This window comes from Enterobacter sp. CPE_E863, assembly GCF_046521465.1.
Classification (GTDB): Bacteria; Pseudomonadota; Gammaproteobacteria; order Enterobacterales; family Enterobacteriaceae; genus Enterobacter; species Enterobacter adelaidei.
The window spans coordinates 1,092,844-1,117,357 of the sequence record NZ_JBKFZX010000001.1 but is presented as its reverse complement, the minus strand read 5'-3'; the positions used below and the strand labels follow the sequence as shown (position 1 = coordinate 1,117,357).

Below are 24,514 nucleotides of genomic sequence, written 5' to 3'. Positions count from 1 at the left end.
ACTCAGAGACTATTTTCGCTATGGTTAGGGTTAAGCGTTGCTGGTGGCACCGCCACGGCAATATAATGAGAATTGTTATCATTCTAAAAATGCTTGAGGAGTAAGAGATGGCTATTACTAAGCTGGTTCTGGTGCGTCACGGCGAAAGCCAGTGGAACAACGAAAACCGCTTTACCGGTTGGTACGACGTTGATCTGTCTGAGAAAGGCGTAAGCGAAGCAAAAGCAGCAGGTAAACTGCTGAAGGAAGAAGGCTTCAGCTTTGATTTTGCTTACACCTCTGTGCTGAAACGTGCCATCCACACCCTGTGGAACGTGCTGGACGAACTGGATCAGGCCTGGCTGCCGGTTGAGAAATCCTGGAAACTGAACGAGCGTCACTACGGTGCGCTGCAGGGCCTGAACAAAGCGGAAACCGCTGAGAAATATGGCGACGAGCAGGTTAAACAGTGGCGTCGTGGCTTCGCAATCACCCCACCAGAGCTGAGCAAAGATGACGAGCGTTACCCGGGTCACGACCCGCGTTATGCGAAACTGACCGACGCTGAGCTGCCAACCACCGAGAGCCTGGCGCTGACCATCGATCGCGTTGTGCCTTACTGGAACGAAACAATTCTGCCACGCCTGAAAAGCGGCGAGCGCGTGATCATCGCAGCTCACGGTAACTCCCTGCGTGCGCTGGTGAAATACCTGGATAACATGGGTGAAGACGAAATCCTCGAACTGAACATCCCGACTGGCGTACCGCTGGTGTATGAGTTCGACGAAAACTTCAAGCCAATCAAACACTACTATCTGGGTAACGCAGAAGAGATCGCGGCGAAAGCAGCGGCCGTTGCGAACCAGGGTAAAGCGAAGTAATTTTCGCCGGATATAAAAAAAGCGCGGAACCTTCCGCGCTTTTTTATTTGTGCCTGATTATTCAGCCGCGACGGGCTTTTACCGCATTCGCCAGCTGACGCAGGATCGTGTCGGTATCTTCCCAGCCGATGCAGGCATCCGTCACGCTCTTGCCATAGACAAGCGGCTCGCTGCCTTCCAGATTCTGGTTACCTTCAACCAGATGGCTTTCGATCATCACCCCAATCACCGCCTTCTCACCGCCAGCAATCTGCTGGCAGACATCTGCCCCCACTTCCATCTGCTTTTTAAACTGCTTGCTGGAGTTGGCGTGGCTGAAGTCGATCATCACCTGCGGTGGCAGCCCGGCTTTGTCCAGACCGACTTTCACTTCCGCCACATGTTTTGCACTGTAGTTTGGCTCTTTGCCGCCGCGCAGAATGATATGGCAATCACCGTTACCGCTGGTGTTAACGATGGCGGAGTGACCCCATTTGGTCACGGACAGGAAGCAGTGCGGCGCGCCCGCTGCGTTGATGGCGTCAATAGCTACCTTGATAGTGCCATCAGTCCCGTTTTTAAAGCCAACCGGGCAAGAGAGACCGGACGCCAGTTCGCGGTGAACCTGCGATTCCGTGGTACGTGCGCCAATTGCGCCCCAGCTCATCAGGTCTGCCAGGTATTGCGGCGTGATCATGTCCAGAAACTCACCGGCTGCCGGCAGGCCACTGTCGTTGATCTCCAGCAGCAGCTTGCGCGCAATGCGCAGACCGTCGTTAATCTGGAAGCTGTTGTCCATGTGCGGATCGTTAATCAGCCCTTTCCATCCCACGGTGGTACGCGGTTTTTCAAAGTAAACGCGCATGACGATTTCCAGCTCGTCTTTCAACTCTTCTCGCAAGGTGAGCAGACGGGCCGCGTACTCTTTCGCGGCTGCCGGGTCGTGAATAGAACAAGGACCAATCACCACCAGAAGACGATCGTCATTACCTTTCAGGATCTTATGGATCGCTTTACGAGCATGAGAAACCGTGTTTGCGGCATTTTCAGTGGCGGGGAATTTCTCAAGGAGTGCTACAGGAGGTAATAACTCGTTGATCTCTTTGATACGTAAATCGTCATTCTGATAATTCATTTTCTTTCCAGCTCTGCCATAACTCTAGTAGTGAATGCAATCCTTTCAATCTAACTTGCTCGCCGCTTAGTGTAAACCGCCTTTTACACTCTCTCCCGGATTTGCAGAAACAGACCCAAAAATAGGTTTGTCTAACACATTAAAAACTCTACACTTAACCTAAAATGAACCAGGAAAATAGATATGGCGCACTCTCATTCGCACGCTTCCGGGGACGAAAACGCTAAACGACTGATGCTAGCCTTTGGCGTCACCGCAACCTTCATGATTATCGAGGTCATTGGCGGCCTGGTTTCCGGCTCTCTGGCGCTTCTGGCCGATGCCGGACATATGCTGACCGATGCCGCCGCCCTGCTCTTCGCCCTGCTGGCCGTGCAGTTTGCTCGTCGTCCACCGAATGCGCGCCATACCTTCGGCTGGCTGAGGCTGACCACCCTCGCCGCGTTTGTTAACGCCATTGCACTGGTGGTCATTACCGTTCTTATCGTCTGGGAGGCCTTCCAGCGTTTCAGACACCCGCAACCCGTTGCGGGGATGACAATGATGGTCATCGCCGTGGCAGGGCTGTTGGCTAATATTCTGGCTTTCTGGATTTTGCACCGAGGAAGTACGGAAAAGAACCTCAACGTGCGTGCGGCGGCCCTGCATGTGCTGGGTGATTTGCTCGGTTCAGTGGGCGCGATTGTGGCCGCGCTGGTAATCCTCTATACCGGCTGGACGCCTGCCGACCCGATTCTTTCAGTGCTGGTGTCGTGTCTGGTGCTGCGTAGCGCCTGGCGACTGCTGAAGGAGAGCGTCAATGAACTGCTTGAAGGTGCACCAACATCAATAGATATTGCTGAGTTGAAACGTAACCTGCACCGCTCTGTCCCGGAAGTCCGCAATGTGCATCACGTGCACGTCTGGCTGGTGGGAGAGAAACCGGTTATGACATTGCACGTTCAGGTGATCCCACCTCATGACCATGATGCGCTGCTTGAACGGATCCAGCACTTTCTTGAACATCACTATGAGATTGGTCATGCGACCATCCAGATGGAGTATCAGCCATGTAACGGGCCGGACTGCCACCTGAATGAGGCGCAGTCCGGCCATTCACATCATCAACATTAGCTGGAAAGCGCGTGAGAGCCTCGCTCACGCGCGCTGTTAATCCACATCCGGCTACCGTTCAACGCAATGAAGGTCAGCAGCAGATATTCCAGTGACATCGCATAGACGCCCTGCAGGGCGAAGATCACCACGCTGATGACATTGATGATGACCCACAGCAGCCAGTTCTCAACGTATTTACGGGTCATCAGGATCATCGCGGCAATCGACAACACCATCATGCAGGAATCCCAGAACGGGAAAGCATCTGGCTGAAGCGAAGGCATAGCCACATTCAACCCCATACCAGACATCACCGACACCGCTATGCGGGTCAGGAAAGCAAATACCGGGTTGATATAGACAGTCATTAAACCAATGGCGACCACGCAGGCGACAAACCAGGCGATAGCTTTCGGCAGAGGCAGCCAGCGGATTTGCAGCTCGGCCTCCTGCTGGCTGTTTTGACGCGACCACGCGTACCAGCCGTAAATATTGGCAGCGAAGAAGAACAGCTGCAAAAGCAGGCTGGCGTATAGCTGGATCTGGAAGAAGATAATCGCAAACAGCGTAACGTTAATCAGCCCAAACGCGTAATTGCTGATCTTCTCAAGGCTCGCCAGCCAGATACAGAGTAAACCAGCCAGCGTGCCTACGGCCTCAATCCATGACAGGTCATAGCCACCTGCACCAATCGGTATATGAACCAGAATGTTCTGCGTGCTAAAAAAATCCATCTTTTCCCCAGGGCATTTTGAATTAAGTACGTAGTGTAGCCGCAAAATCCAGCATGCGGTTAAGCGGAATTAACGCACCTTCACGCAGAGCGGCATCCACATGGATTTCATGTGCAGCACCGCCTGTCTCGAGCCCTTCAGCAATCGCCTTCAGGCCATTCATCGCCATCCACGGGCAATGCGCGCAGCTGCGACACGTTGCCCCCTCACCCGCTGTAGGCGCTTCCAGAAGCTCTTTCTCCGGCACGGCCTGCTGCATCTTATAGAAGATACCGCGATCGGTTGCCACGATGAGCTGTTTATTGGGTAGCGTCCTGGCCGCGTTGATAAGCTGGCTGGTTGAGCCCACGGCATCCGCCATGTCGACAATAGACTGCGGTGATTCAGGGTGAACAAGAATGGCGGCGTCAGGATAAAGCGCCTTCATGCGCGCCAGTGCCTGGGTCTTGAATTCATCGTGCACAATGCAGGCGCCCTGCCAGCAAAGAACGTCTGCCCCCGTCTGCTTCTGGACATAATTTCCGAGATGGCGATCGGGCGCCCAGATAATTTTTTCGCCCAGACTGTCCAGATGTTCAATCAGCTCAACGGCGATACTTGACGTGACCACCCAGTCAGCCCGCGCTTTTACCGCCGCAGAGGTATTAGCGTAGACCACCACGGTCCGGTCAGGATGGGCGTCACAGAAGGCCGAGAATTCGTCAATCGGGCAGCCAAGATCGAGTGAGCACTCAGCATTAAGCGTCGGCATCAGAATGGTTTTTTCAGGGCTCAGGATCTTCGCCGTTTCGCCCATAAAACGTACGCCAGCAACCAGTAACGTCGAAGCGGGATGTTTTGCACCGAAGCGTGCCATTTCCAGTGAGTCAGAAATACAGCCTCCGGTCTCTTCCGCCAGCTGCTGAATTTCCGGGTCGGTGTAGTAATGCGCCACCATCACCGCGTCTCGCTCTTTGAGAAGTCGCTTGATCTTCTCACGGTAGAATTGCTTTTCATCCAGGCTCAGCGGGACAGGCTTTGGCGGAAACGGATAGATTGCGGCTTCAGGATCAAACATCACACTCATTATGGCTTCTCGTTTTACTGGCTTAACAATATTGCCTTTCTTTTGCATGACATAGCAAAACGGACGGCAATTGTGTTTTGTATACTAAACAAGATAGCGAATTTGAGAGGAAATGTCATCGGAATGGATAGCAAAAAGGCGCCTTTAGGGCGCCTTTTTACACTGGTGGGTCGTGCAGGATTCGAACCTGCGACCAATTGATTAAAAGTCAACTGCTCTACCAACTGAGCTAACGACCCCTTGCGGGAATTTTTTCTTCGAAGTGGTGGGTCGTGCAGGATTCGAACCTGCGACCAATTGATTAAAAGTCAACTGCTCTACCAACTGAGCTAACGACCCATTCGGGTGCTGACTTCGAAGATTTTTACTCGGTGCCACTTTAAAGTGGTGGGTCGTGCAGGATTCGAACCTGCGACCAATTGATTAAAAGTCAACTGCTCTACCAACTGAGCTAACGACCCGAGTGGTGGGTGATGACGGGCTCGAACCGCCGACCCCCTCCGTGTAAAGGAGATGCTCTACCAACTGAGCTAATCACCCACTCTGTACTGCCGGTAATGCGTTAAGTGGTGGGTCGTGCAGGATTCGAACCTGCGACCAATTGATTAAAAGTCAACTGCTCTACCAACTGAGCTAACGACCCACTTTTACGCTGTTTTCACGTTGTTTGATATCCCGTGGCAACGGCGGCATATATTACTGATTTAAGAATTCAGCGCAACAAAAATTTCGATGAAGATCACTTAACTGCTTAGTAATCATGCTGCACGACCAGAAATAACGCGATTTCTGGTCATGCGATAATCATCCCATCGAATTCAGACGTTTTTGCGCCTGCTTAGCACCTTCGGTACCCGGGAATTTTGAGACCACCTGCTGATAAACCGCTTTGGCTTTCGCAGTGTCGCCTTTGTCCTGCATGATCACGCCGACCTTATACATCGCATCTGGCGCTTTTGGCGATTTCGGGTAATTTTTCACCACAGAGGCAAAATAAAACGCCGCATCGTCCTTTTTACCCTTGTTGTAATTCAGCTGACCAAGCCAGTAGTTCGCATTTGGCTGATAAGTGGAATCAGGGTATTTCTTAACAAAGTTCTGAAACGCCGCAATCGCGTCATCCTGACGAGATTGATCCTGTACCAGGGCAATGGCCGCGTTATAGTCTGTATTCGCGTCACCGCTTTGTACAGGCGCTCCTGTTGAAGCAGAAGCATCAGCCGCCGGGGCTGGCGCAGAAGTCGCCGCTCCGCTCTGATCGCCTGCTGCCGGCTGTGCTTGTGCACCACCACCACTGCTCAGGCTATCAATCTGCAACAAGATTTGCTTCTGGCGTTCCACAACCTGATTAAGCTGATACTGGCTTTCCTGAATTTGGCCACGGAGAGAGTCAATATCGTTTTGGTTATCGGAAAGTTGTTGCTGGAGTTGGGTTAAAAGCTGGCTGTGAGCGTTAGAAATACGCTCGAGTTGAGTGACCCGGTCTTCTACCGAGCCTGAGCCGACACTACTGATTGGTGCCTGAGCAAAAGCGGCCCAGGGGGCCGCTATTCCAACCAGTAACGACAGACTCAACAGATGATGTCTGAAGTTACTGCTCATGCAATTCTCTTAGTAAACCAGTACGGCACGACGGTTTTTGGAGTAAGCCGCTTCGTCGTGACCCAGTACTGCAGGTTTTTCTTTACCGTAAGAAACGATGGAGATCTGGTCAGCAGAAACGCCTTTACCCTGCAGGTACATTTTAACAGCGTTAGCACGACGTTCACCCAGGGAGATGTTGTACTCAGGAGTACCACGTTCGTCCGCGTGACCTTCTACGGTGACTTTGTAAGATGGGTTGCTACGCAGGAAGTTAGCGTGCGCATCCAGCATCGCAGCGAAGTCAGAACGGATGTCGTATTTATCCAGATCGAAGTAAACGATGTTGTTCTGCTGCAGCTGCTGCATCTGAAGACGCGCTTGCTCTTCAGAAGACATGTTGCCATTGCCGTTCGCGTCCATACCGGTGCCGGCACCCATCATGCCTTCGCCGCTCTGGTCATTGCTTGCGTTCTTGTTGGAAGAACACGCTGCGATTGCCATTACAGGCAGAGCGATCATCAGCCCCTTCAGCACTTTGTTCAGTTGCATTTCTATGATTCCTTTAGTAATCAATTAATTATTATTTACAGATACGGCGACCAGGCAGGTGATTTTACCTGTCCATCAGTTGCCGGAATACGCGCTTTGAAACGCCCATCTGTAGAAACCAGATTCAGCACAGATCCCATCCCCTGAGAAGAGCTGTAGATTACCATCGTGCCGTTAGGTGCCAGACTTGGCGTTTCATCCAGGAACGTTGACGACAGAACTTGCACGCCACCCGCTACCAGATCTTGTTTGGCAATGTGCTGCTGCCCACCGTTGGAGCTCACCATTACCATAAACTTACCGTCGCTGCTCACGTCTGCGTTCTGGTTCTGTGTACCTTCCCAGGAAATACGCTGCGGAGCACCGCCGTTGACATTCACTTTATAGATTTGCGGACGGCCTGCCTGGTCAGAGGTAAATGCCAGATTTTGGCTGTCCGGGAACCATGAAGGTTCGGTATTGTTGCTACGACCATCAGTCACCTGGCGAATCTGGCCAGAACCAATGTCCATCACGTACAGGTTCAGGCTACCGGTTTTAGACAGCGCAAACGCCAGTTTAGACCCATCCGGAGAGAATGAAGGTGCACCGTTGTGACGTGGGAACGACGCCACCTGACGAACAGCACCGTTTGCCAGTGTCTGGATAACCAGCGCTGAACGGCCGCTTTCGAAGGTTACATACGCCAGCTTAGAACCGTCCGGAGACCATGCTGGAGACATCAGAGGCTGGGAAGAACGTTTCACCAGGAACTGGTTGTAACCGTCGTAGTCAGATACACGCAGTTCGTAAGGGAACTGACCACCGTTGGTCTGAACCACATAGGCAATACGGGTACGGAATGCACCTTTAATGCCTGTCAGTTTTTCGAATACCGCATCACTGGCAGCGTGAGCCGCGTAGCGCAGGTACTGCTTAGTGACCTTGTAGGAGTTCTGTGCCAGAACGGTACCCGGCGCACCACCGGTATCAACCAGTTGCCAGGCCACGTTGTAAGAGCCGTCCGGGTTAGGCGTAACCTGACCCACAACCACGGCATCAATTCCCAGAGCAGACCATGCAGCAGGCTGTACTTCCTGCGCACTGCCCGGCTGCTGAGGCAGACGAGAACGGTCTAACGGGTTGAATTTACCACTGTTACGCAGGTCAGCCGCCACGATGCCACCAGCATCTTCAGGCGCAGCGCCAGGACCGGCCCACTGGAACGGAACAACCCCGATTGGGCGTGCCGAGTCCACCCCCTGGGTGATCTCGATACGTACTTCTGCGTGCAGTACTGCTGCCCACAGCATTAAAAAACCAAATGCTACACGTAATGCCTGCTTCATCATATCTCCCTTATCCGGGTAACCTTACCCACGATAATTTAGCAGAATGTTAACAAACCCAAATAGACAAAACTACCTGAACCCTGTGACTAAACCTGGTCTATTTTTCCCCGTTTGCACGGGGAAAATGTAACTTAAGGTTTGAAGTCCAGCGGTGCATTTTTGAAGACTTCATAGACTGCCTGAGACGGCGGTTTAGGCATCTTCGCCTGACGCGCTGCAGCCAGGGCCGCAGTACATAAAGCCGGGTCGCCACCTTCAGACTTAATATCTAACAGCATGCCGTCTGGAGCCAGTTTTATACGCAACGTACAGGTTTTACCGGCATAAGACGACGCATCATAGAATCGGCTTTCAATAGCGGATTTAATCTGCGAGGCATAACCGTTGATTTCAGCTCCTGACGCGCCGTTACTCTTAGTGTTACCACTTCCCGTCGGTGCTGCGTTGTTTCCTTTCGCCCCACCACCAGTTTTCGGCGCATTCTTACCAGAACTGAGATCGCCCAGCAGGTCGTCAACGCCCGCAGCGGCAGCGGCTTTCTCCGCAGCAGCAGCCTTTTTCGCAGCCGCTTTTTCAGCCGCGGCTTTCTTATCGGCAGCAGCCTTCTCAGCTGCAGCTTTTTTGTCAGCTGCAGCCTTTTCAGCGGCTGCCGCTTTCTCTGCAGCGGCTTTCTCTGCGGCAGCGGCTTTCTTCGCGGCGTCAGCAGCAGCTTTTTTCTCTGCTTCCTGAGCAGCTTTCTTAGCGGCTTCGGCTTCAGCTTTCTTCTGAGCATCAGCAGCGGCTTTTTTCGCGGCTTCTGCTTCAGCTTTCTTCTGAGCATCAGCGGCGGCTTTCTTCGCGGCTTCCGCTTCAGCTTTCTTCTGGGCATCAGCGGCGGCTTTCTTCGCGGCTTCCGCTTCAGCTTTCTTCTGAGCATCAGCAGCGGCTTTCTTCGCCGCTTCGGCCGCTAATTTGGCCTGGGCATCAGCCTGCGCTTTGGCGTCCGCTGCGGCTTTTGCTGCCGCTTCTTCTGCCTGCTTTTGCTGTTCCTGGGCTTTCTTCGCAGCCTCTTCAGCTTGTTTCTGCTGCTGTGCCTGCTCTTTCGCCGCTTCCTGCGCCTGCAAACGTTCTTTCTCAAGCTGCTTCAAACGCTCCTGCTCTGCGGCCTGCTTTTCACGCAGTTCTTCCGCCTGCTGTTGCGCCTGTTTTTCACGCTGCTCTTCAGCCCGTTTGGCACTCGCCTTCTGCTGTTGTTGGCGATTATAGTTCTGTACTACCGCACCGGGATCCACCATCACGGCGTCAATGGAAGAGCCTCCACCGCCGCCGGCTGATGCATCAATATGCTCGTCGAACGAACTCCAGATCAGCGCTGCAAAGAGAATAACGTGCAGCACTGCGGAGACGATTATCGCTCGCTTAAGCTTGTCGTTCTGTTCGGTTGCCTTTGACACTATCGGTTCCCAAAAACTACGCGGATGATCAAATAGGTTGAGTCATTAAGCCAACTGACTTAACACCCGCACTATGTAGCAAGTTCAGCGCTTTAATAATTTCATCGTATGGTACGTCTTTCGCGCCACCGATTAAGAAGACCGTTTTCGGATTTGACTCCAGGCGACGCTGTGCTTCAGCAATAACCTGCTCAGGAGGTAACTGATCCATACGATCTTTTTCTACCACCACGCTGTATTGCCCTACGCCGGAAACCTCAATGATGACCGGAGGATCGTCATTGGTGCTCACCGCCTGTGATTCTGTCGCATCCGGCAGATCCACTTCCACGCTCTGGGTAATGATTGGCGCTGTCGCCATGAAGATCAGCAGCAGAACCAACAGCACGTCCAGCAATGGAACGATATTGATTTCGGACTTGAGCTCGCGACGACCTCGTCCACGCGATCTGGCCATGGTTTACCCCTTGTTACTCTCGGTGCTGGTAAACGCCTGACGGTGCAGAATCGCAGTGAACTCTTCCATAAAGTTGTCGTAGTTCAGTTCCAGTTTGTTCACGCGCTGGTTCAGACGGTTGTACGCCATAACCGCTGGGATTGCCGCAAACAGACCGATAGCGGTCGCAATCAGTGCTTCTGCAATACCCGGGGCAACCATCTGCAATGTCGCCTGCTTCACCGCACCGAGTGCGATGAAGGCGTGCATGATCCCCCACACCGTACCAAACAGACCGATATACGGGCTGATAGAACCTACAGTCCCCAGGAAAGGAATGTGCGTTTCAAGGTTTTCCAGTTCACGGTTCATGGAGATACGCATCGCACGCGAGGCACCTTCTACAACCGCTTCCGGCGCATGATTGTTTGCACGATGCAGACGCGCAAACTCTTTGAAACCGCTATAGAAAATTTGCTCGGAGCCTGTAAGGTTTTCACGGCGTCCCTGGCTTTCCTGGTACAGACGAGAAAGCTCGATACCCGACCAGAACTTATCTTCAAACGCTTCAGCTTCACGGCCAGCGGCATTGAGGATACGCGTTCTCTGGATAATGATGGCCCAGGATGCGATTGAAAAACCAATCAAAATCAACATGATAAGTTTAACCAGAAGGCTTGCCTTCAGGAACAAATCAAGGATATTCATGTCAGTCACTGCTTAAACTCCGCGACAATAGACTTAGGAAGCGCACGAGGCTTCATTATGGTTGGATCAACACAGACAATCAGTACCTCAGCTGAGTTCAGTACGGTGTTCTCTGCATTGACTATCCGCTGCGTGAAAACCAGTGAGGTCCCGCGCATTGATGTAATTTCAGTTTGGACTTCGAGCATATCGTCGAGTCTGGCAGGCGCAAAATACTCAAGCGTCATCTTGCGTACCACGAAGGCAACTCGCTCAGCCAACAGCACCTGTTGACTAAAGTGATGATGGCGCAGCATCTCTGTGCGTGCCCGTTCATAAAAAGCAACGTAGCTGGCGTGGTAAACCACACCACCGGCATCGGTATCTTCGTAGTAGACACGAACCGGCCATCGAAACAGCGTTGTATTCACTTTACATCCCGGTAATGCAATAAAAGTTAACTCTTTTAAACTTCGCTACTATACGCGCGGGAAAGGTGGTTTGGAATGGGAGAAAGTAAACGGAGAGTAAATTTTTATGGGCTCGGGTAAGCCCATATCGTTAACGGACATTTCTTATTCAGAAGAAGAAGAAAATCAATCCAGCAAGCAGAACGAGATCGGCAATCAGCGGACAGAAGATGCCCTGCCAGTGAACAGCTTTCGGACGAAAGCCCACGCCGTGAATCACACCTGCGCACACCGCCCACATAATGAGGAAACCGTGCCAGATTTCAAGCTCACTGGTTTTCGCTGCAAAGCGCGAAGGGTCCCAGAAAATACAACCTGCCAGCAGTAATGCCATCACTAAAGAAAGCGCCCGTAACGGGCGCTTATCCATTACCGCATATAACCTTGCGATAATGTTCATTAGTGTTTTTCTTCACCCGCTTTAGTCGCTTCAACGTGCTCAAGCGCCAGGGCAGTGATGACACCAAAAGCACAGGCAAGAAGCGTCCCTAAAATCCATGCGAAATACCACATATTCAGCTCCTTACTTAGTACATAGAGTGGGTGTTGCTTTCGATATGTTCTTTAGTAATACGTCCGAACATTTTCCAGTAACACCAGATGGTGTAGGCCAGAACAATCGGCACGAATACGCAAGCAACATAGGTCATTAAGTTCAGCGTCATATGGCTGGAAGTCGCATCCCACATGGTCAAGCTAGCATTCAGCATGGTGCTGGATGGCATGACGAATGGGAACATTGCAATACCTGCAGTCAGGATGATGCACGCCAGGGTCAGTGAAGAGAACACAAACGCCAGGGCACCTTTTTCCAGACGAGACGTCAGAACCGTCAGCAGCGGCAGCAGCACGCCCAGAGCCGGGATAGCCCACAGTGCAGGCGTCGTGTTGAAGTTCACCAGCCATGCACCGGCCTGACGCGCCACTTCTTTGGTCAGCGGGTTAGACGGTGCAGTATGGTTAATGGCAGATGTCACCACGTAACCATCAATACCGTATACTACCCACACACCAGCCAGTGCGAAGCAGACCAGCGTGACCAGCGCAGCAACCTGAGCCGTCGCGCGAGAACGCAGGTGCAATTCACCGACAGTACGCATCTGCAGATAGGTTGCCCCCTGAGTGATGATCATCGCTACGCTCACCACACCTGCCAGCAGACCAAACGGATTCAGCAGCTGGAAGAAGTTACCGGTGTAGTAAAGACGCATGTATTCGTCCAGGTGGAACGGTACGCCCTGCAACAGGTTACCGAACGCCACGCCGATCACCAGCGGTGGAACGAAGCTACCAATGAAGATGCCCCAGTCCCACATGTTGCGCCAGCGGGTGTCTTCAATCTTGGAACGGTAGTCGAAACCAACCGGACGGAAGAATAAAGATGCCAGCACCAGAATCATCGCCACATAGAAACCGGAGAACGCAGCCGCGTAGACCATCGGCCAGGCAGCGAACAGCGCGCCGCCTGCGGTGATCAGCCACACCTGGTTACCGTCCCAGTGCGGGGCGATGGAGTTGATCATGATTCGACGCTCGGTGTCATTACGACCGAGGAAACGGGTGAGCATCCCCACCCCCATGTCGAAACCATCCGTGACAGCGAAACCGATCAGCAGAACGCCGATCAACAGCCACCAGATAAAACGCAATACTTCATAATCGATCATTTGATGACTCCTGTCTTAGCGTGCCGGCTGAGTAGTCGCAGTGGACTGCTCGTAGTGATAGCGACCGGTTTTCAGGCTGCTTGGGCCAAGGCGCGCGAACTTGAACATCAGGAACAGTTCAGCCACCAGGAACAGGGTGTACAGACCACAAATCAGCAGCATGGAGAAGATCAGGTCGCCTGCTGTCAGGGAGGAGTTCGCTACCGCCGTTGGCAGCACCTCACCAATCGCCCATGGCTGACGGCCATATTCTGCAACGAACCAACCGGACTCAATTGCGATCCACGGCAGTGGAATACCGTACAGCGCGGTACGCAGCAGCCATTTCTTCTCGCCGATGCGGTTGCGGATAACAGACCAGAAGGACGCCGCGATGATCAGCAGCATGATGATGCCGCAGCCCACCATGATACGGAATGCGAAGTACAGCGGTGCAACACGCGGAATGGAGTCTTTGGTTGCCATCTGGATCTGTGCTTCCGTCGCATCAGACACGTTCGGGGTATAGCGCTTCAGCAGCAAACCGTAACCCAGATCTTTCTTCACGTCGTTGAACTGGTCACGGACGGCCTGATCGGTCGAGCCAGCACGCAGCTGTTCCAGCAGCGCGTAAGCTTTCATACCGTTACGGATACGGCCTTCATGCTGCACCATCAGCTCTTTCAGACCCGTCACCTGTTTGTCAACAGAACGGGTGGCGATGATACCCAGCGCGTAAGGAATTTGAATGGCGAAGTGGTTTTGCTGCGCATCCTGATCCGGGATACCGAACAGGGTAAAGGCAGCAGGGGCCGGTTGCGTTTCCCACTCAGCTTCGATAGCAGCCAGTTTGGTTTTCTGCACGTCACCCATTTCGTAACCGGATTCATCACCCAGGACGATAACAGAGAGGATTGCAGCCATACCGAAACTTGCAGCGATAGCGAAAGAGCGCTTTGCAAATGCAAAGTCACGACCACGCAGCATGTAGTAAGAACTGATACCCAGGATAAACATCGCGCCGCACACATAGCCAGATGCCACGGTGTGAACGAATTTAACCTGCGCAACCGGGTTCAGGACCAGCTCGGCAAAGCTGACCATCTCCATACGCATAGTTTCGAAGTTGAAATCAGACGCGATTGGGTTTTGCATCCAGCCGTTCGCCACCAGGATCCACAGCGCGGACAGGTTCGAACCTAATGCCACCAGCCAGGTCACTGCCATGTGCTGGACTTTACCCAGACGGTCCCAACCGAAGAAGAACAGACCTACAAAGGTGGATTCGAGGAAGAAGGCCATCAAACCTTCAATGGCCAGCGGCGCACCGAAGATATCCCCTACATAGTGGGAATAGTAAGACCAGTTAGTCCCGAACTGGAACTCCATGGTCAGACCGGTTGCCACGCCCAGTGCGAAGTTGATACCAAACAACTTGCCCCAGAACTTGGTCATATCTTTATAAATCTGTTTGCCGGAGAGAACGTATACCGTTTCCATGATGGCCAGCAGGAACGCCATACCAAGCGTCAGTGGCACAAACAGGAAGTGGTACATCGCGGTCAAGGCAAACTGTAAGCGCGACAGTTCGACTATATCTAACATCATGACTCCTTGCTCATCGCATGAAGACTCCGAGAGTGAACCCCGTCAGAGAGAGATCCACACGCATGCCCCAATACAAATTATTCGCATCCCTGTCGTCGTTATTACCCTGAGGAAGGATAAAAACGATGACGTCAGGTTACAAATACGTTAATAAAAAACTCAAATTGATCCCGCAAATATAATACGCTGCAAAACCCTTACAATAAACAGGTTTTTATTGAATCACATTTACGTTTTTCGACGGTGATCAATTTATAGCAAAATTACCACTTTTCGGCCATTTTGATCGGGGACAATTTAGCGCTTTTCATCGTCTTTTTCCAAGGATTAAACTTTGATTTAAATCAAAAACAAACCTCAATGTTAACCATGTTTAATCATGGTAAGAATGGTGAAATTCTTGTTAATGACATGTGCATTCAAAAGTGTAATTGGTTATCGAAGACGGGAAAAATATGAACAGAAGTGATTTTAATTAACGCAGCGGAACAATGCCATTTCACAAAGAGGCAAACACTAAAGGATAGTCTTCCCTAATTATTTTTCCATTTTTCTTCTGCAATACCGCAAAATTACATTTAATTCACTTTTATTACCCCATAAGTTAACACCGCACCGTAACTATTTAGTGTAAAAGGCCACATTACCTGTGGCCTTTTCAGGCATCACCGCTATCGGTCGACAAGGAAGCTAAAAGTGCGCGACTCTCCGGGTCTAAACGCCCCTACAATGCCCTGCTCCTCTTCCCTGCCCGTTATCCGTTCATTCATATCCGTCTCGCAGCACCGTTTCACCGTCGGGTTCACGGATAACGTCGTGTCACATGCGCTGAACGCCGAGGGGTTGAACAGGCGAAGAATAAGCTCGTCCCGATCTTCCGCCTTCTTGAGGGCACTGAGCACGCATCCCGTGGGCGAAAGAGCTAACAGACTGTAACTTTCCGGCGTGGTAAACGACGAACAATTCAGTTTCATCGCATCCCAGGGAATTTTGTTGTAGCACTGCACGGGCGTTAACCACGATTTGGCCTGCTGCGCGACACCCGCGTTTTCCGGCGTTCCACTGAAACTGAACAGGCTAAAACGACAGGTTAACCGGCCGCGCACCTGAGAGTCAGGAACGGGCAGTTTGATACCCGACGGCCTGCCTGGCCGCAACAACAGATCCTCCTTGCCGAGTAATCCCACGCCGCGCAGTAGGGTCAAGGCAAAGGCTTTTTTGTTCTCACCCACTACCTCAAATTCGCGCAGACCCTCAGTGAACAGCGCAAGTCCGTTTCGCCTTTCCCGAAGAACGGCGTAGTTCAGTAGATTCCAGACGGGCACCGGCGCTTCTTTCCAGCCCTCTTCCTGCCAGTTTTCCATCGCCGGGTCCTGTACCGGGCGGGTGATCGAACCAAACTGCGTATCAGACAGCACCTCTTGCGTGGTAAATGGCGTAGGGATGAGCACCCGTACACGGTGATCATCTGCCTGATTATCCAGACGCACGTCAACATCAATGCGCCTGCTGTTGTGCGTGAGAGTGACTTCAAACGCTACGTCAAGAGACCCCTTTCGCTGACGCGCCGAACGCTCGGCCAGATTTGCCGGAACGGCGAGCCGATGATGGATTATCGCCCTGCTCCGCCAACCCTCATGCACCACCTCAACTTCGTGCTCGCCCTGTGCTGAAGTGAGTCTCCACTCTTCCCGAGAAGGCGAGTAGTCGTATTCATCGCCATCATCAGAGCTCTCTTCGATTTCCAGTACGCGGTCATAAATAAGCCCGGTTTCTTTGTCGCGCAGGCGCAGCGTACCGTCGTCATTTAAGTCAATCTGCCAGAAGGCGTTTTCAAGCAGGGATTCGGTGTTTTCCATCGGAGAGAGCACCTTCCCCGCCACGTTAGGTTCGATAAACAGCGTACGGTAGCCCATCGACGGCAGTATCTGGCTAAGCTGAATATCAAACTCCATAAACGGTTCGTAATTGCCATAATGGACAATCTGCCGGTCAATAAGACCCGGGTCGAGCTCGCACGCGCTGCGGATGAAATAAGGGATCTCATTGCCTTTCTCATCAAGCAGACGGAACTGGCTGGCGCGCAGACGTATCATAGTGTTCATCACCTCTTCACGCGGCCAGGGCATCAGGTTGAACATGACCAGCTTATCGGTATCACTTTGCGGCATGTTGTCGACAATCTTGCGCATATAGAAACGCGACAGGTTATCGGCCATGTCTTCGGCCAGTTCGAACCGGGAGACAATCTCTCGATGCACCTTGTCGCTGCAGCAGCAGCCGATGCTATCGTGAGCGTGGTTTTTGAGGATCTCTTTCCACATTTTTTCCAGTAAACCGTGGTGATAGTCGAAGCCCAGCGCCCAGGCGAGCGTCGCCAGCGGCTCAAGGATGTTGACGATTTTGTTCTCAATGCGCGCATGGGCGATTTTGATGTCCATGCGTGTCGAGCCGATTGTCCGGTGCACGCGCATGTATTTCCCGTCAATAAACTCCCCTTTCAGCGTCGCCAACTCCCCACGGCGTGCCTCAATATGTTCAAAGACGTCCTCAAACCGACTCATTACAAATTGACGCTGCGGATAGATTTCACGAAGCTTATCCATCACCGCAAAAATATTCTGCTGTAATGGCATCTGGTCGTGACCGTTAGGCAGCAAAATCTCTTTGGTGACGGAGGCGTTTTCCAGCACCTCAAAATAGCTGTCGAGCCGTTTTCGCAGCCCGGCTTCGTCCTCCGGTAAGTACTTACCAATCGCGTAGCCCAACGGCAGCACCTGTGTCGTCACTTCACTGCCGTCTGTACTCTGCCATAAAAACTCGGTTTTATCGGTTCCGTGACGTTCAGAACACCCACGCCAGAACAGGGCACGGGTGATGCCAAACCCGTTGTAGATATGCGGAAGTTGCCCGGACATACCAAACGAGTCCGGCAGATAACCGATTTTCATCGGCTCGCCGAACGCCATACAGTCGCGAATGCCGTACATCAGGTTACGGACAATCGACTCACCGCTGACAATCGTGGTATCGGTCTGGGTATACCACGGACCGATAATCAGCTTTCCACGCTCGACCAGCGCCTTCACCCGTGGCCGGTTTTCAGGCACCACGGCGAAGTAATCCTCCAGTACCGCCGTCTGTCCATCAAGGACATAATATTTATATTCGTCATCCTGTTCGAGGCGGGTCAGGATCTCTTCCATATTATTGACCAGAAGAATACGCGACTCCTCGGTGGTGAAGTACCACTCACGGTCCCAGTGCATATGCGGCGTAATATGAACGCGAGATACAGCTTTCATCTTCGTTTCCTGTTAGTGAGTTTTAAGGCGTAACGTCTTCTGTTATGTATTTGCCCTTTCTGACGGCCTGACGTCGCCAGAACAGCAAAACGAGCGTAGAGAGGGTGGTACCTGCCAATGCCGCAGCGAACCAGCCTGCCGCAGCGGCCACACCACCCAGCCCTGCGTCATGAAGTAAAAAGAGGGAGAAAATACCCGCCCCTGGCGTAGACAACCCGATCCCCATCGCACCCACTATTGCGCCCGTTGCCATCGATCCAAGCACAAACGAACCAATAACCCGGACAGGATCTTCAATCGCCATTGGGATCGCCCCTTCTGTGATACCCGCCAGCCCGAGAAGCCACGTTGATTTACCGGTTTCGATTTCAAACTGTTTGAAGAGGTGCGGGGCCAGCATCGTTGACGCCGTGACGGTAAAGGCCGATACCATTTTTACAGAGGCAAAAATGGCGTAAGGGCCATATACACCGTTGGTCATTGCCCCCAGACAGAATGCGTACGCTGCTTTATTGACAGGCCCGCCCAGATCGAACGAACACATAAAACCGAGGAGCGTACCGAGCAATAGCGCATTGGCGCCGGATAGACCGTTAAGCCAGGCCGTCAGAGAGTTGTTCAGCCATGCCACCGGCTCGCCAATCACAAACAGCATCAGGCTGCCCGCGCCCAGCACACCGAGAACCGGGTAGAGGTAATAGGTTAAGAAACCGTTGTAGCGATTATTGAGACGAATATGGTTCTTCACCCAACGCATCAGATAACCCGCAATCAAACCACCTGCAATCGCCCCCAAAAAACCTGAACCGATCATGTTGGCAGCAAGACCGGCAGCGAAGCCTGGAGCCAGCGCGGGTTTATCCGCAAGCGAGTACGCGGTGTAGGCTGCCAGCACAGGCACCATCAAAATGCCGAGCATGCCGCCGCCGAGTTTGCGGTACATCCACAGCCACGAATTTTCCTGATCGAACAGATGCTGCAGTCCAAAGATCTGCGCCAGTAACACTGCGACGGCCAGCACAGTGCCCCCGGCGACAATAAGCGGCACTGCAAAGGAGATCCCGCTGAGAAGCGCCTGCTTGAGTTCCGTTTTAACGCTCTTTCTCGCCTCAGTTTCTGTTTGCACAGGGCGCGCCACCGGTGAGGGCTGTAATGCGAGCGCGCGCTCAATCAACGCCTCAGCATGTCGCAGCGGTTCCGCGACAGGCACTGATAGCGAGGGAATCCCCTGAAAACGCTCACTTTCCTTGATAGCCACCTCTGTCGCAAAAATACAGGCGCGAGCCTCCTGCAGTTGCTCAGGGGTAAGGCGTCCTTCAATGCCGTTCGCCCCCTGTTTTTCAACCACCACGTTCACGCCGAGTTTGCGCCCGGCTTTTTCAAGGTACTCAGCAGCCATGTAGGTGTGCGCAATCCCGGCCGGACACGCCGTCACACAGACAACAGTGGGCGCATCTTCTGACGCGATAACGTCTTCATCCTGTGGCGCATCATTTAACGCGGCAAGCAGCGCTTCTGCCGTGGTTGCCGCCATCACCCGCGCCCGGAGGGCATCATCCGCCAGGCGAGACGTCAGCTCGGTTAACACCTGAATATGCGTTGAGCTCGCCTCAGCCGGGGGAATGGCGAGCAGGACAATCAGCTCGACGTTTTCCGGGCCATCAACGCCTTCCCAGGCCAGCGGCTCCCGTAATGTTGCCACCGCAAAAGCGGCGTCTTTCACTGCGCCAGATTTGCCATGCGGTACCGCCAGGCCTTCTCCCAGCGCGGTAGGGCCAAGTGATTCCCGATGAAAGACGTCGGTCAAAAATGTCTCGCCGTCCGCAATTTTGCCCAGTGCCACCAGCCGCTGAGTGAGCTGGCGTATTGCCTCATCACGGCTGGTATACCGCGCCAGCACGCAGACTGCGCTGGGGTGGGTCAGGGTCGTCAGGTCCATAAAGATCCTCACACTCAATGGTTATTGTTCGGGATCGAGTGTGGCAGACAAAATAATACATTTATGTGATCACTTTCACCTAAAAAACATTATTTGTATTTAATTTGTATTGTTTACAAATTTTAGTCTGAGGGCATAATTCCGTTAAAAGGTATTAGAAAGGCAGATGATATGGGCAACAAACCGATGTACCGACAGATAGCCGATGCGCTTCGCGAGCAAATCAACGCCGGTGAGTTAAAACCTGGTGATGCGTTACCAACGGAATCCAGTCTGCAGGACGCCTTTAGCGTGAGTCGGGTAACGGTGAGACAGGCGCTGAAACTGCTCACCGAAGAGCACATTATCGAGAGCATTCAGGGCAGCGGCTCCTACGTCAAAGAGGAGCGCGTTAATTACGACATTTATCAACTCACCGGATTTTACGAAAAACTGGCGGATCGAAATGTTGATACCCATAGCGACGTAAAAACATTCGAAGTGATCAAAGCGGATGAGAAACTCGCGGAAAAGCTGAACATTCGCCCTGATGACAACGTCTGGCATATCAAACGCGTGCGTTTTATTAAGCAAAAACCTGTGAATCTGGAAGAGACATGGATGCCGCTGGCGATGTTCGACGACCTCACCTGGGCCGTGATGGAAAACTCCAAATATCATTACATCGAACAGATTAAAAAGATGGTTATCGACCGCAGTGAGCAGGAGGTCATTCCCGTGATGCCCTCTGCCGAGGTCGTGAATGCACTGGGGATCGATGCGGCAAAACCTGTCCTCGAAAAAATCTCCCGCGGCTATCTCAGTGATGGACGCGTATTTGAATACAGCCGTAATACCTTCAAAAGTGATGACTACAAATTTACGCTAGTAGCGAAACGTAGACACTAAACGTACATGAATGACAAAAACCCGGTGCTAAACCGGGTTTTCAGGGTAATAATCGCGTTTAAAGCGTAAACGTCATACCAATGCGATAGCGCGACTCAGAGACATTATCCTCACCTTCGTAGTAGCCCTGCTGATCTAAATAGTCGTATTCAACATAGGGACTAAACCATTCGTTCCACTTATACCGCAGTGTAAATGCATTCTCAGTTGCCCAGGTTTTATTATTTTTATAGGTGTAATCCTCATTGGCATGCTTATATGCTGTGCCCTGATATAAGAAACTCCATTCGCGATTAAATTTATAACCCACAAAGATGTCGAGACGATTAACGCTGTCGCGATGTGACTCTCCCTCATCGTTAACAGTCTCATAAGTATTATAATCGTATCGGTAACGCAAACCGAGACTCCAGTCAGCTCCGGGTAGATAGTTGACCCTGATATAGGGACGAATCTGAGTGCCTTTACTGCTCCAGTGGTAAATCCCCCCGGGTTGTAGATTCCACTTATCGGCAAACCGCCAGGTATAATTAGTCTCTATCTCGTTATAGTCAGTTGTGCTGTCACCAAAAGAGTGAGCACTGTCGGACTTATCGGAACCATTTGTACCCTTTCCGTTATTTTTATTGTTTTTATTATCCATCTCCGCGCTTGCCCACCAGCCGTTAGCCCAGCTCTCACTGATCTTATACCGCGACTCATAGGAGTGGCTCCCGGTTTTATAGCCGCCCCGGACATCAAACGTTAGCGCATGGCTCGCCAGCGGCAGCCCGGCAGCGAAGAGAATCAGAAAACGTAATGGATTTTTTTGCATAACAGACCTTCATCCTTTTAAGAAAAGAAAACTCATTGCCATAAACAAATAAAATCAACAGCCATCAACCCGCAATTTTCGAGAATCATATTTATCTACAAATTAAAATCACGAACATTTTTTCATAAACAAGATCGTGATCGTAAAAATTATCAAAACATAGTTTTAATAATTGAAATTGTAAAATAAAAACCTCCCATGAATTATTCATCACATAAATTTAAGATTTATTTACTTATAAAACAGTTAATAAAAACAAACAGAATCCTCTTCCAATCACCTAAACCAAACAAAATGAAATATTGTTTCAAAACTGAGATCAAGATCATAAACACCTCCATCACCAGTCCATAAAATGAAATGAAACATTGTTTTATTTTAACCAAAGCTAATTATCAACGGACAAGGTGAATGTTGTGAAGATCAAAAAACTGCGCTGGTACATTATCTCACTCGTCATGTTAGGTACGATTATCAACTACTTAGCCAGGAGCACGCTCGGCGTCGCAGCACCAGAAATGATGAAAACGCTGAATCTCTCCAGCGAGCAATACTCATGGATTGTGTCGGTCTTTCCATTCACCTATGCCATCGGCGGGATCGCCTGCGGTTTTGTGATCGATAAATTCGGCTTGCGAGTCAGTTTTGCTGTACTGGCCGCGCTGTGGTCTTTGTGCAACATGCTGACGGCATTATTTAGCACATGGTTCCCCATTGCCGCATTGCGCGGGGGCCTGGGCCTGACCGAAGCCGCCTTCAACCCTGCGGGTATGAAAGTCACCGCCGAGTGGTTTCCGGCAAAGGAGCGCGGCTTAGCCTGCGGCGTTTACAGCCTCGGTACCTCCGTCGGTGCCATGCTGGCCCCGCCACTGGTTGTCTGGGCGATTGTTAACTACAACTGGGAAATGTCTTTTGTTGTCACCGGCGCCATCGGCGTTGTTTGGGCCATTCTGTGGGCGGTGTTTTATCGCTCCCCGGAGTCGCATCCTGCGCTGCTGAAAGAAGAGCACGAAGAGGTCATGGCCGATCAAATAGAAGTGGTTAAAGAGAAAGCCTCCCTGATGTCCATGATCAAGGATAAAAGCTTGTGGGCCATCTCCTTACCGCGTTTTATGGCCGATCCGGCATGGGGGACGCTGCACTACTGGATGCCGCTCTACCTGGTGACGGTGCGCCACATGAACATGAAAGAAATCGCCATGTTTGCCTGGCTCCCCTTCCTGACCGCTGACCTGGGTTGCCTGGCTGCGGGTTACATTTCGAAGTTTCTGAATAACCGCGGCGTGCATATTGTTAACGCCAAACGCATCACTTTTACGTTTGCCGCCCTGCTGATGCTGTCGATGGCTGGCGTTGGTTTCGTCAGTAATGTCTATGTGGCCATTGCGCTGTTCTGTATTGCCGGGTTCGCCCATCAGTGTCTGTCCGTAACGGTGATCAGCATGTCATCCGACCTGTTCCCAAGACAAAAAGTCGCCACCGCGACCGGTTTCGCCGCCTTCACCGGCAGCATGGGGAACTTCCTGTTCAGTATTTTCCTTGGCGCGATGGTCGCTGTTGTGGGTTACGACATCTTCTTTATCGGTCTGGGCGTCTTCGATTTGATTGGCGCCCTGTTCCTGTGGATGCTGATTAAGCTCCCTTCTGAAAAAGTCACACCGGTAATCGCCTGAATGACGGGTATAAATGTAAGGAATATACCGATGAATTATCGCAACATTGCGTTTATCAGCGCGCTGTTCTCAACCTCCGCGTTAGCAGCGAGTGGGAATACACAGCCTCAGGGCTCGAATGACGACTGCCTGACGTACGATTGCAGGCAGATGCTTGAGATAAAAGAAAGTATTCAGCGCGGAGATCAAACCTACGCTCCCGCCTGGAAAAATCTGCTGCAGAAAGCAGACCAGGCGCTGGAACATAAACCCTGGAGTGTGACCGATAAAAAATTGTTACCGGCGTCCGGGAATAAGCATGACTATTACAGTTTTGGTCCCTACTGGTGGCCAAACCCGGATACCAAAGACCATCTTCCCTGGATTCGTAAAGACGGCCAGATAAACCCGTCATCTAAGACAGACGATACGGACAGCAAACGCCTGGTGCAGTTCTCTGACGACGTCCGAGCGCTCTCACTGGCCGCATTTTATAGCGCAGACGCCCGCTATGCGCAAAAAGCGGAAATCATGTTGGACACCTGGTTTCTGAACAAGCAAACCCGAATGAATCCTGACCTCAGTTACGCCCAGGCAATTCCGGGCATAGTGAATGGCCGGGGGATTGGCATTATTGATACGCGCGTGTTGATCGACGTCGCTGACAGCATCATCCTGCTGCAACATGCGGGCTTCCTCTCGGATAAAGCGGTTCAGGGTTACAAAAGCTGGTATTCGGACTATGCCACATGGCTGTTATCCAGTGCTAACGGCCAGGAAGAGGGAAACTGGTATAACAATCACGGCGCCTGGTATGACGCGCAGGTTACCGCCTTTTCGTTGTTCTCCGGTGACGTCAAACAGGCTCGTCGGCAAATCGATATTTTCAAAAATCGCCACCTTGCTGCTCAGGTGAACGTCAAAGGCGAACTACCGGCCGAGCTTGAACGAACTCGCTCCTTCCATTACACCAATTTTGCTCTGGCAGCCTACGCCAGAATGGGGCGCTACGGTGAAATAACCGGTGATGATGTCTGGAATTATGCACTGGATGGGCGAACCATGAAAAAAGCCTTTTCCTTCGTCAGCCAGCAAACCGGCAAAGACGCCAGCGACTGGCCGTATCAGGAAATAAAATACAACCCTGAAGAGGCTACTGGTCCGTTACTCGCCGCAGCGAGAGTCTGGAAAGACAATGACTTCAGCAAAAATGCCGCGCTATTGACGCAGGCAAATGACACCGATATCAACATCCTGACCCCGGGCTCTGTATTGGTGAAGTAAGCGCCACGTCAACGCATAC

At 51.9% G+C, this 24,514-nt stretch carries 22 protein-coding genes and 5 tRNA genes; 5 read left to right on the top strand and 22 right to left on the bottom strand.

Features of this window, described 5'->3' with window-relative positions:
- Positions 1-107: 107 nt before the first annotated feature.
- A complete protein-coding gene (gene gpmA / locus ACLHV8_RS05410; RefSeq protein WP_028019417.1) occupies positions 108-860 on the top strand; it encodes a 2,3-diphosphoglycerate-dependent phosphoglycerate mutase in 753 nt (250 codons plus the stop codon).
- 61 nt (positions 861-921) lie between these two features.
- On the opposite strand, the gene aroG is transcribed toward gpmA, so the two are convergent.
- A complete protein-coding gene (gene aroG, locus ACLHV8_RS05405; RefSeq protein WP_028019418.1) occupies positions 922-1,974 on the bottom strand; it encodes a 3-deoxy-7-phosphoheptulonate synthase AroG in 1,053 nt (350 codons plus the stop codon).
- Positions 1,975-2,157: 183 nt separating this feature from the next.
- Between aroG and zitB the strand changes: the two genes are divergently transcribed.
- On the top strand, positions 2,158-3,087 hold the full coding sequence (zitB, locus tag ACLHV8_RS05400) for a CDF family zinc transporter ZitB (RefSeq protein ID WP_208593818.1): 930 nt from the start codon (positions 2,158-2,160) through the stop codon (positions 3,085-3,087).
- Here the strand turns inward: zitB and pnuC are convergent.
- The 20 genes from pnuC to mngA form a co-directional block, all read right to left on the bottom strand.
- Complete coding sequence (gene pnuC / locus ACLHV8_RS05395; RefSeq protein WP_028019420.1) at positions 3,084-3,803, bottom strand: nicotinamide riboside transporter PnuC; 720 nt, start codon at positions 3,801-3,803, stop codon at positions 3,084-3,086. The two genes, zitB and pnuC, sit on opposite strands and share 4 nt — an antisense overlap.
- A gap of 22 nt (positions 3,804-3,825) precedes the next feature.
- Complete coding sequence (gene nadA / locus ACLHV8_RS05390) at positions 3,826-4,869, bottom strand: quinolinate synthase NadA (RefSeq protein ID WP_049005800.1); 1,044 nt, start codon at positions 4,867-4,869, stop codon at positions 3,826-3,828.
- A 163-nt stretch (positions 4,870-5,032) separates the two neighbouring features.
- Positions 5,033-5,108 (bottom strand) — tRNA-Lys (locus ACLHV8_RS05385).
- A gap of 24 nt (positions 5,109-5,132) precedes the next feature.
- Positions 5,133-5,208: transfer RNA gene (locus ACLHV8_RS05380), tRNA-Lys, on the bottom strand.
- 46 nt (positions 5,209-5,254) lie between these two features.
- A tRNA-Lys gene (locus tag ACLHV8_RS05375) sits at positions 5,255-5,330 on the bottom strand.
- Positions 5,331-5,333: 3 nt separating this feature from the next.
- Positions 5,334-5,409 (bottom strand) — tRNA-Val (locus ACLHV8_RS05370).
- A 27-nt stretch (positions 5,410-5,436) separates the two neighbouring features.
- A tRNA-Lys gene (locus ACLHV8_RS05365) sits at positions 5,437-5,512 on the bottom strand.
- A 161-nt stretch (positions 5,513-5,673) separates the two neighbouring features.
- Positions 5,674-6,471 (bottom strand): cell division protein CpoB, encoded by a 798-nt coding sequence (cpoB, locus tag ACLHV8_RS05360; protein ID WP_049005563.1) that lies wholly within the window; start codon positions 6,469-6,471, stop codon positions 5,674-5,676.
- A 9-nt stretch (positions 6,472-6,480) separates the two neighbouring features.
- On the bottom strand, positions 6,481-7,002 hold the full coding sequence (gene pal / locus ACLHV8_RS05355; RefSeq protein ID WP_003858578.1) for a peptidoglycan-associated lipoprotein Pal: 522 nt from the start codon (positions 7,000-7,002) through the stop codon (positions 6,481-6,483).
- Positions 7,003-7,037: 35 nt separating this feature from the next.
- Positions 7,038-8,330, bottom strand: coding sequence for a Tol-Pal system beta propeller repeat protein TolB (gene tolB / locus ACLHV8_RS05350; protein ID WP_028019423.1), 1,293 nt, complete (start codon positions 8,328-8,330; stop codon positions 7,038-7,040).
- A 134-nt stretch (positions 8,331-8,464) separates the two neighbouring features.
- A complete protein-coding gene (tolA, locus tag ACLHV8_RS05345; RefSeq protein ID WP_028019424.1) occupies positions 8,465-9,766 on the bottom strand; it encodes a cell envelope integrity protein TolA in 1,302 nt (433 codons plus the stop codon).
- Between the two features lie 28 nt (positions 9,767-9,794).
- On the bottom strand, positions 9,795-10,223 hold the full coding sequence (gene tolR, locus ACLHV8_RS05340) for a colicin uptake protein TolR (protein WP_003858589.1): 429 nt from the start codon (positions 10,221-10,223) through the stop codon (positions 9,795-9,797).
- Positions 10,224-10,226: 3 nt separating this feature from the next.
- A complete protein-coding gene (gene tolQ, locus ACLHV8_RS05335; protein ID WP_008501101.1) occupies positions 10,227-10,919 on the bottom strand; it encodes a Tol-Pal system protein TolQ in 693 nt (230 codons plus the stop codon).
- On the bottom strand, positions 10,916-11,320 hold the full coding sequence (ybgC, locus tag ACLHV8_RS05330) for a tol-pal system-associated acyl-CoA thioesterase (protein ID WP_003858593.1): 405 nt from the start codon (positions 11,318-11,320) through the stop codon (positions 10,916-10,918). The genes tolQ and ybgC overlap by 4 nt, the downstream gene beginning before the upstream one ends.
- 148 nt (positions 11,321-11,468) lie before the next feature.
- On the bottom strand, positions 11,469-11,759 hold the full coding sequence (ybgE, locus tag ACLHV8_RS05325; protein WP_028019425.1) for a cyd operon protein YbgE: 291 nt from the start codon (positions 11,757-11,759) through the stop codon (positions 11,469-11,471).
- Positions 11,759-11,872: a cytochrome bd-I oxidase subunit CydX gene (gene cydX / locus ACLHV8_RS05320; RefSeq protein ID WP_003858598.1), complete on the bottom strand. Its 114-nt coding sequence runs from the start codon at positions 11,870-11,872 to the stop codon at positions 11,759-11,761. Before cydX ends, ybgE begins: the two co-directional genes overlap by 1 nt.
- 14 nt (positions 11,873-11,886) lie before the next feature.
- Complete coding sequence (gene cydB / locus ACLHV8_RS05315; protein WP_028019426.1) at positions 11,887-13,026, bottom strand: cytochrome d ubiquinol oxidase subunit II; 1,140 nt, start codon at positions 13,024-13,026, stop codon at positions 11,887-11,889.
- 15 nt (positions 13,027-13,041) lie between these two features.
- Positions 13,042-14,610, bottom strand: coding sequence for a cytochrome ubiquinol oxidase subunit I (gene cydA, locus ACLHV8_RS05310; RefSeq protein WP_028019427.1), 1,569 nt, complete (start codon positions 14,608-14,610; stop codon positions 13,042-13,044).
- A 674-nt stretch (positions 14,611-15,284) separates the two neighbouring features.
- Positions 15,285-17,918, bottom strand: coding sequence for a mannosylglycerate hydrolase (gene mngB, locus ACLHV8_RS05305; RefSeq protein ID WP_410376825.1), 2,634 nt, complete (start codon positions 17,916-17,918; stop codon positions 15,285-15,287).
- A 22-nt stretch (positions 17,919-17,940) separates the two neighbouring features.
- A complete protein-coding gene (gene mngA, locus ACLHV8_RS05300) occupies positions 17,941-19,857 on the bottom strand; it encodes a PTS 2-O-a-mannosyl-D-glycerate transporter subunit IIABC (protein WP_208593820.1) in 1,917 nt (638 codons plus the stop codon).
- A 171-nt stretch (positions 19,858-20,028) separates the two neighbouring features.
- Here mngA and ACLHV8_RS05295 point away from each other — a divergent pair, with 171 nt between their 5' ends.
- Complete coding sequence (locus ACLHV8_RS05295; protein WP_028019430.1) at positions 20,029-20,745, top strand: GntR family transcriptional regulator; 717 nt, start codon at positions 20,029-20,031, stop codon at positions 20,743-20,745.
- Positions 20,746-20,803: 58 nt separating this feature from the next.
- Here ACLHV8_RS05295 and ACLHV8_RS05290 read toward each other — a convergent pair whose 3' ends face one another.
- Positions 20,804-21,559: an oligogalacturonate-specific porin KdgM family protein gene (locus ACLHV8_RS05290; RefSeq protein WP_108090580.1), complete on the bottom strand. Its 756-nt coding sequence runs from the start codon at positions 21,557-21,559 to the stop codon at positions 20,804-20,806.
- A 416-nt stretch (positions 21,560-21,975) separates the two neighbouring features.
- Between ACLHV8_RS05290 and ACLHV8_RS05285 the strand changes: the two genes are divergently transcribed.
- Both ACLHV8_RS05285 and ACLHV8_RS05280 read left to right on the top strand, forming a co-directional pair.
- The gene (locus tag ACLHV8_RS05285) at positions 21,976-23,232 is read left to right on the top strand and encodes an MFS transporter (protein ID WP_080351345.1); all 1,257 of its coding nucleotides are present in this window, start codon (positions 21,976-21,978) and stop codon (positions 23,230-23,232) included.
- Positions 23,233-23,262: 30 nt separating this feature from the next.
- Positions 23,263-24,495, top strand: a complete 1,233-nt coding sequence (locus tag ACLHV8_RS05280) for an alginate lyase family protein (RefSeq protein WP_208593822.1) — start codon at positions 23,263-23,265, stop codon at positions 24,493-24,495.
- Positions 24,496-24,514 lie beyond the last annotated feature (19 nt).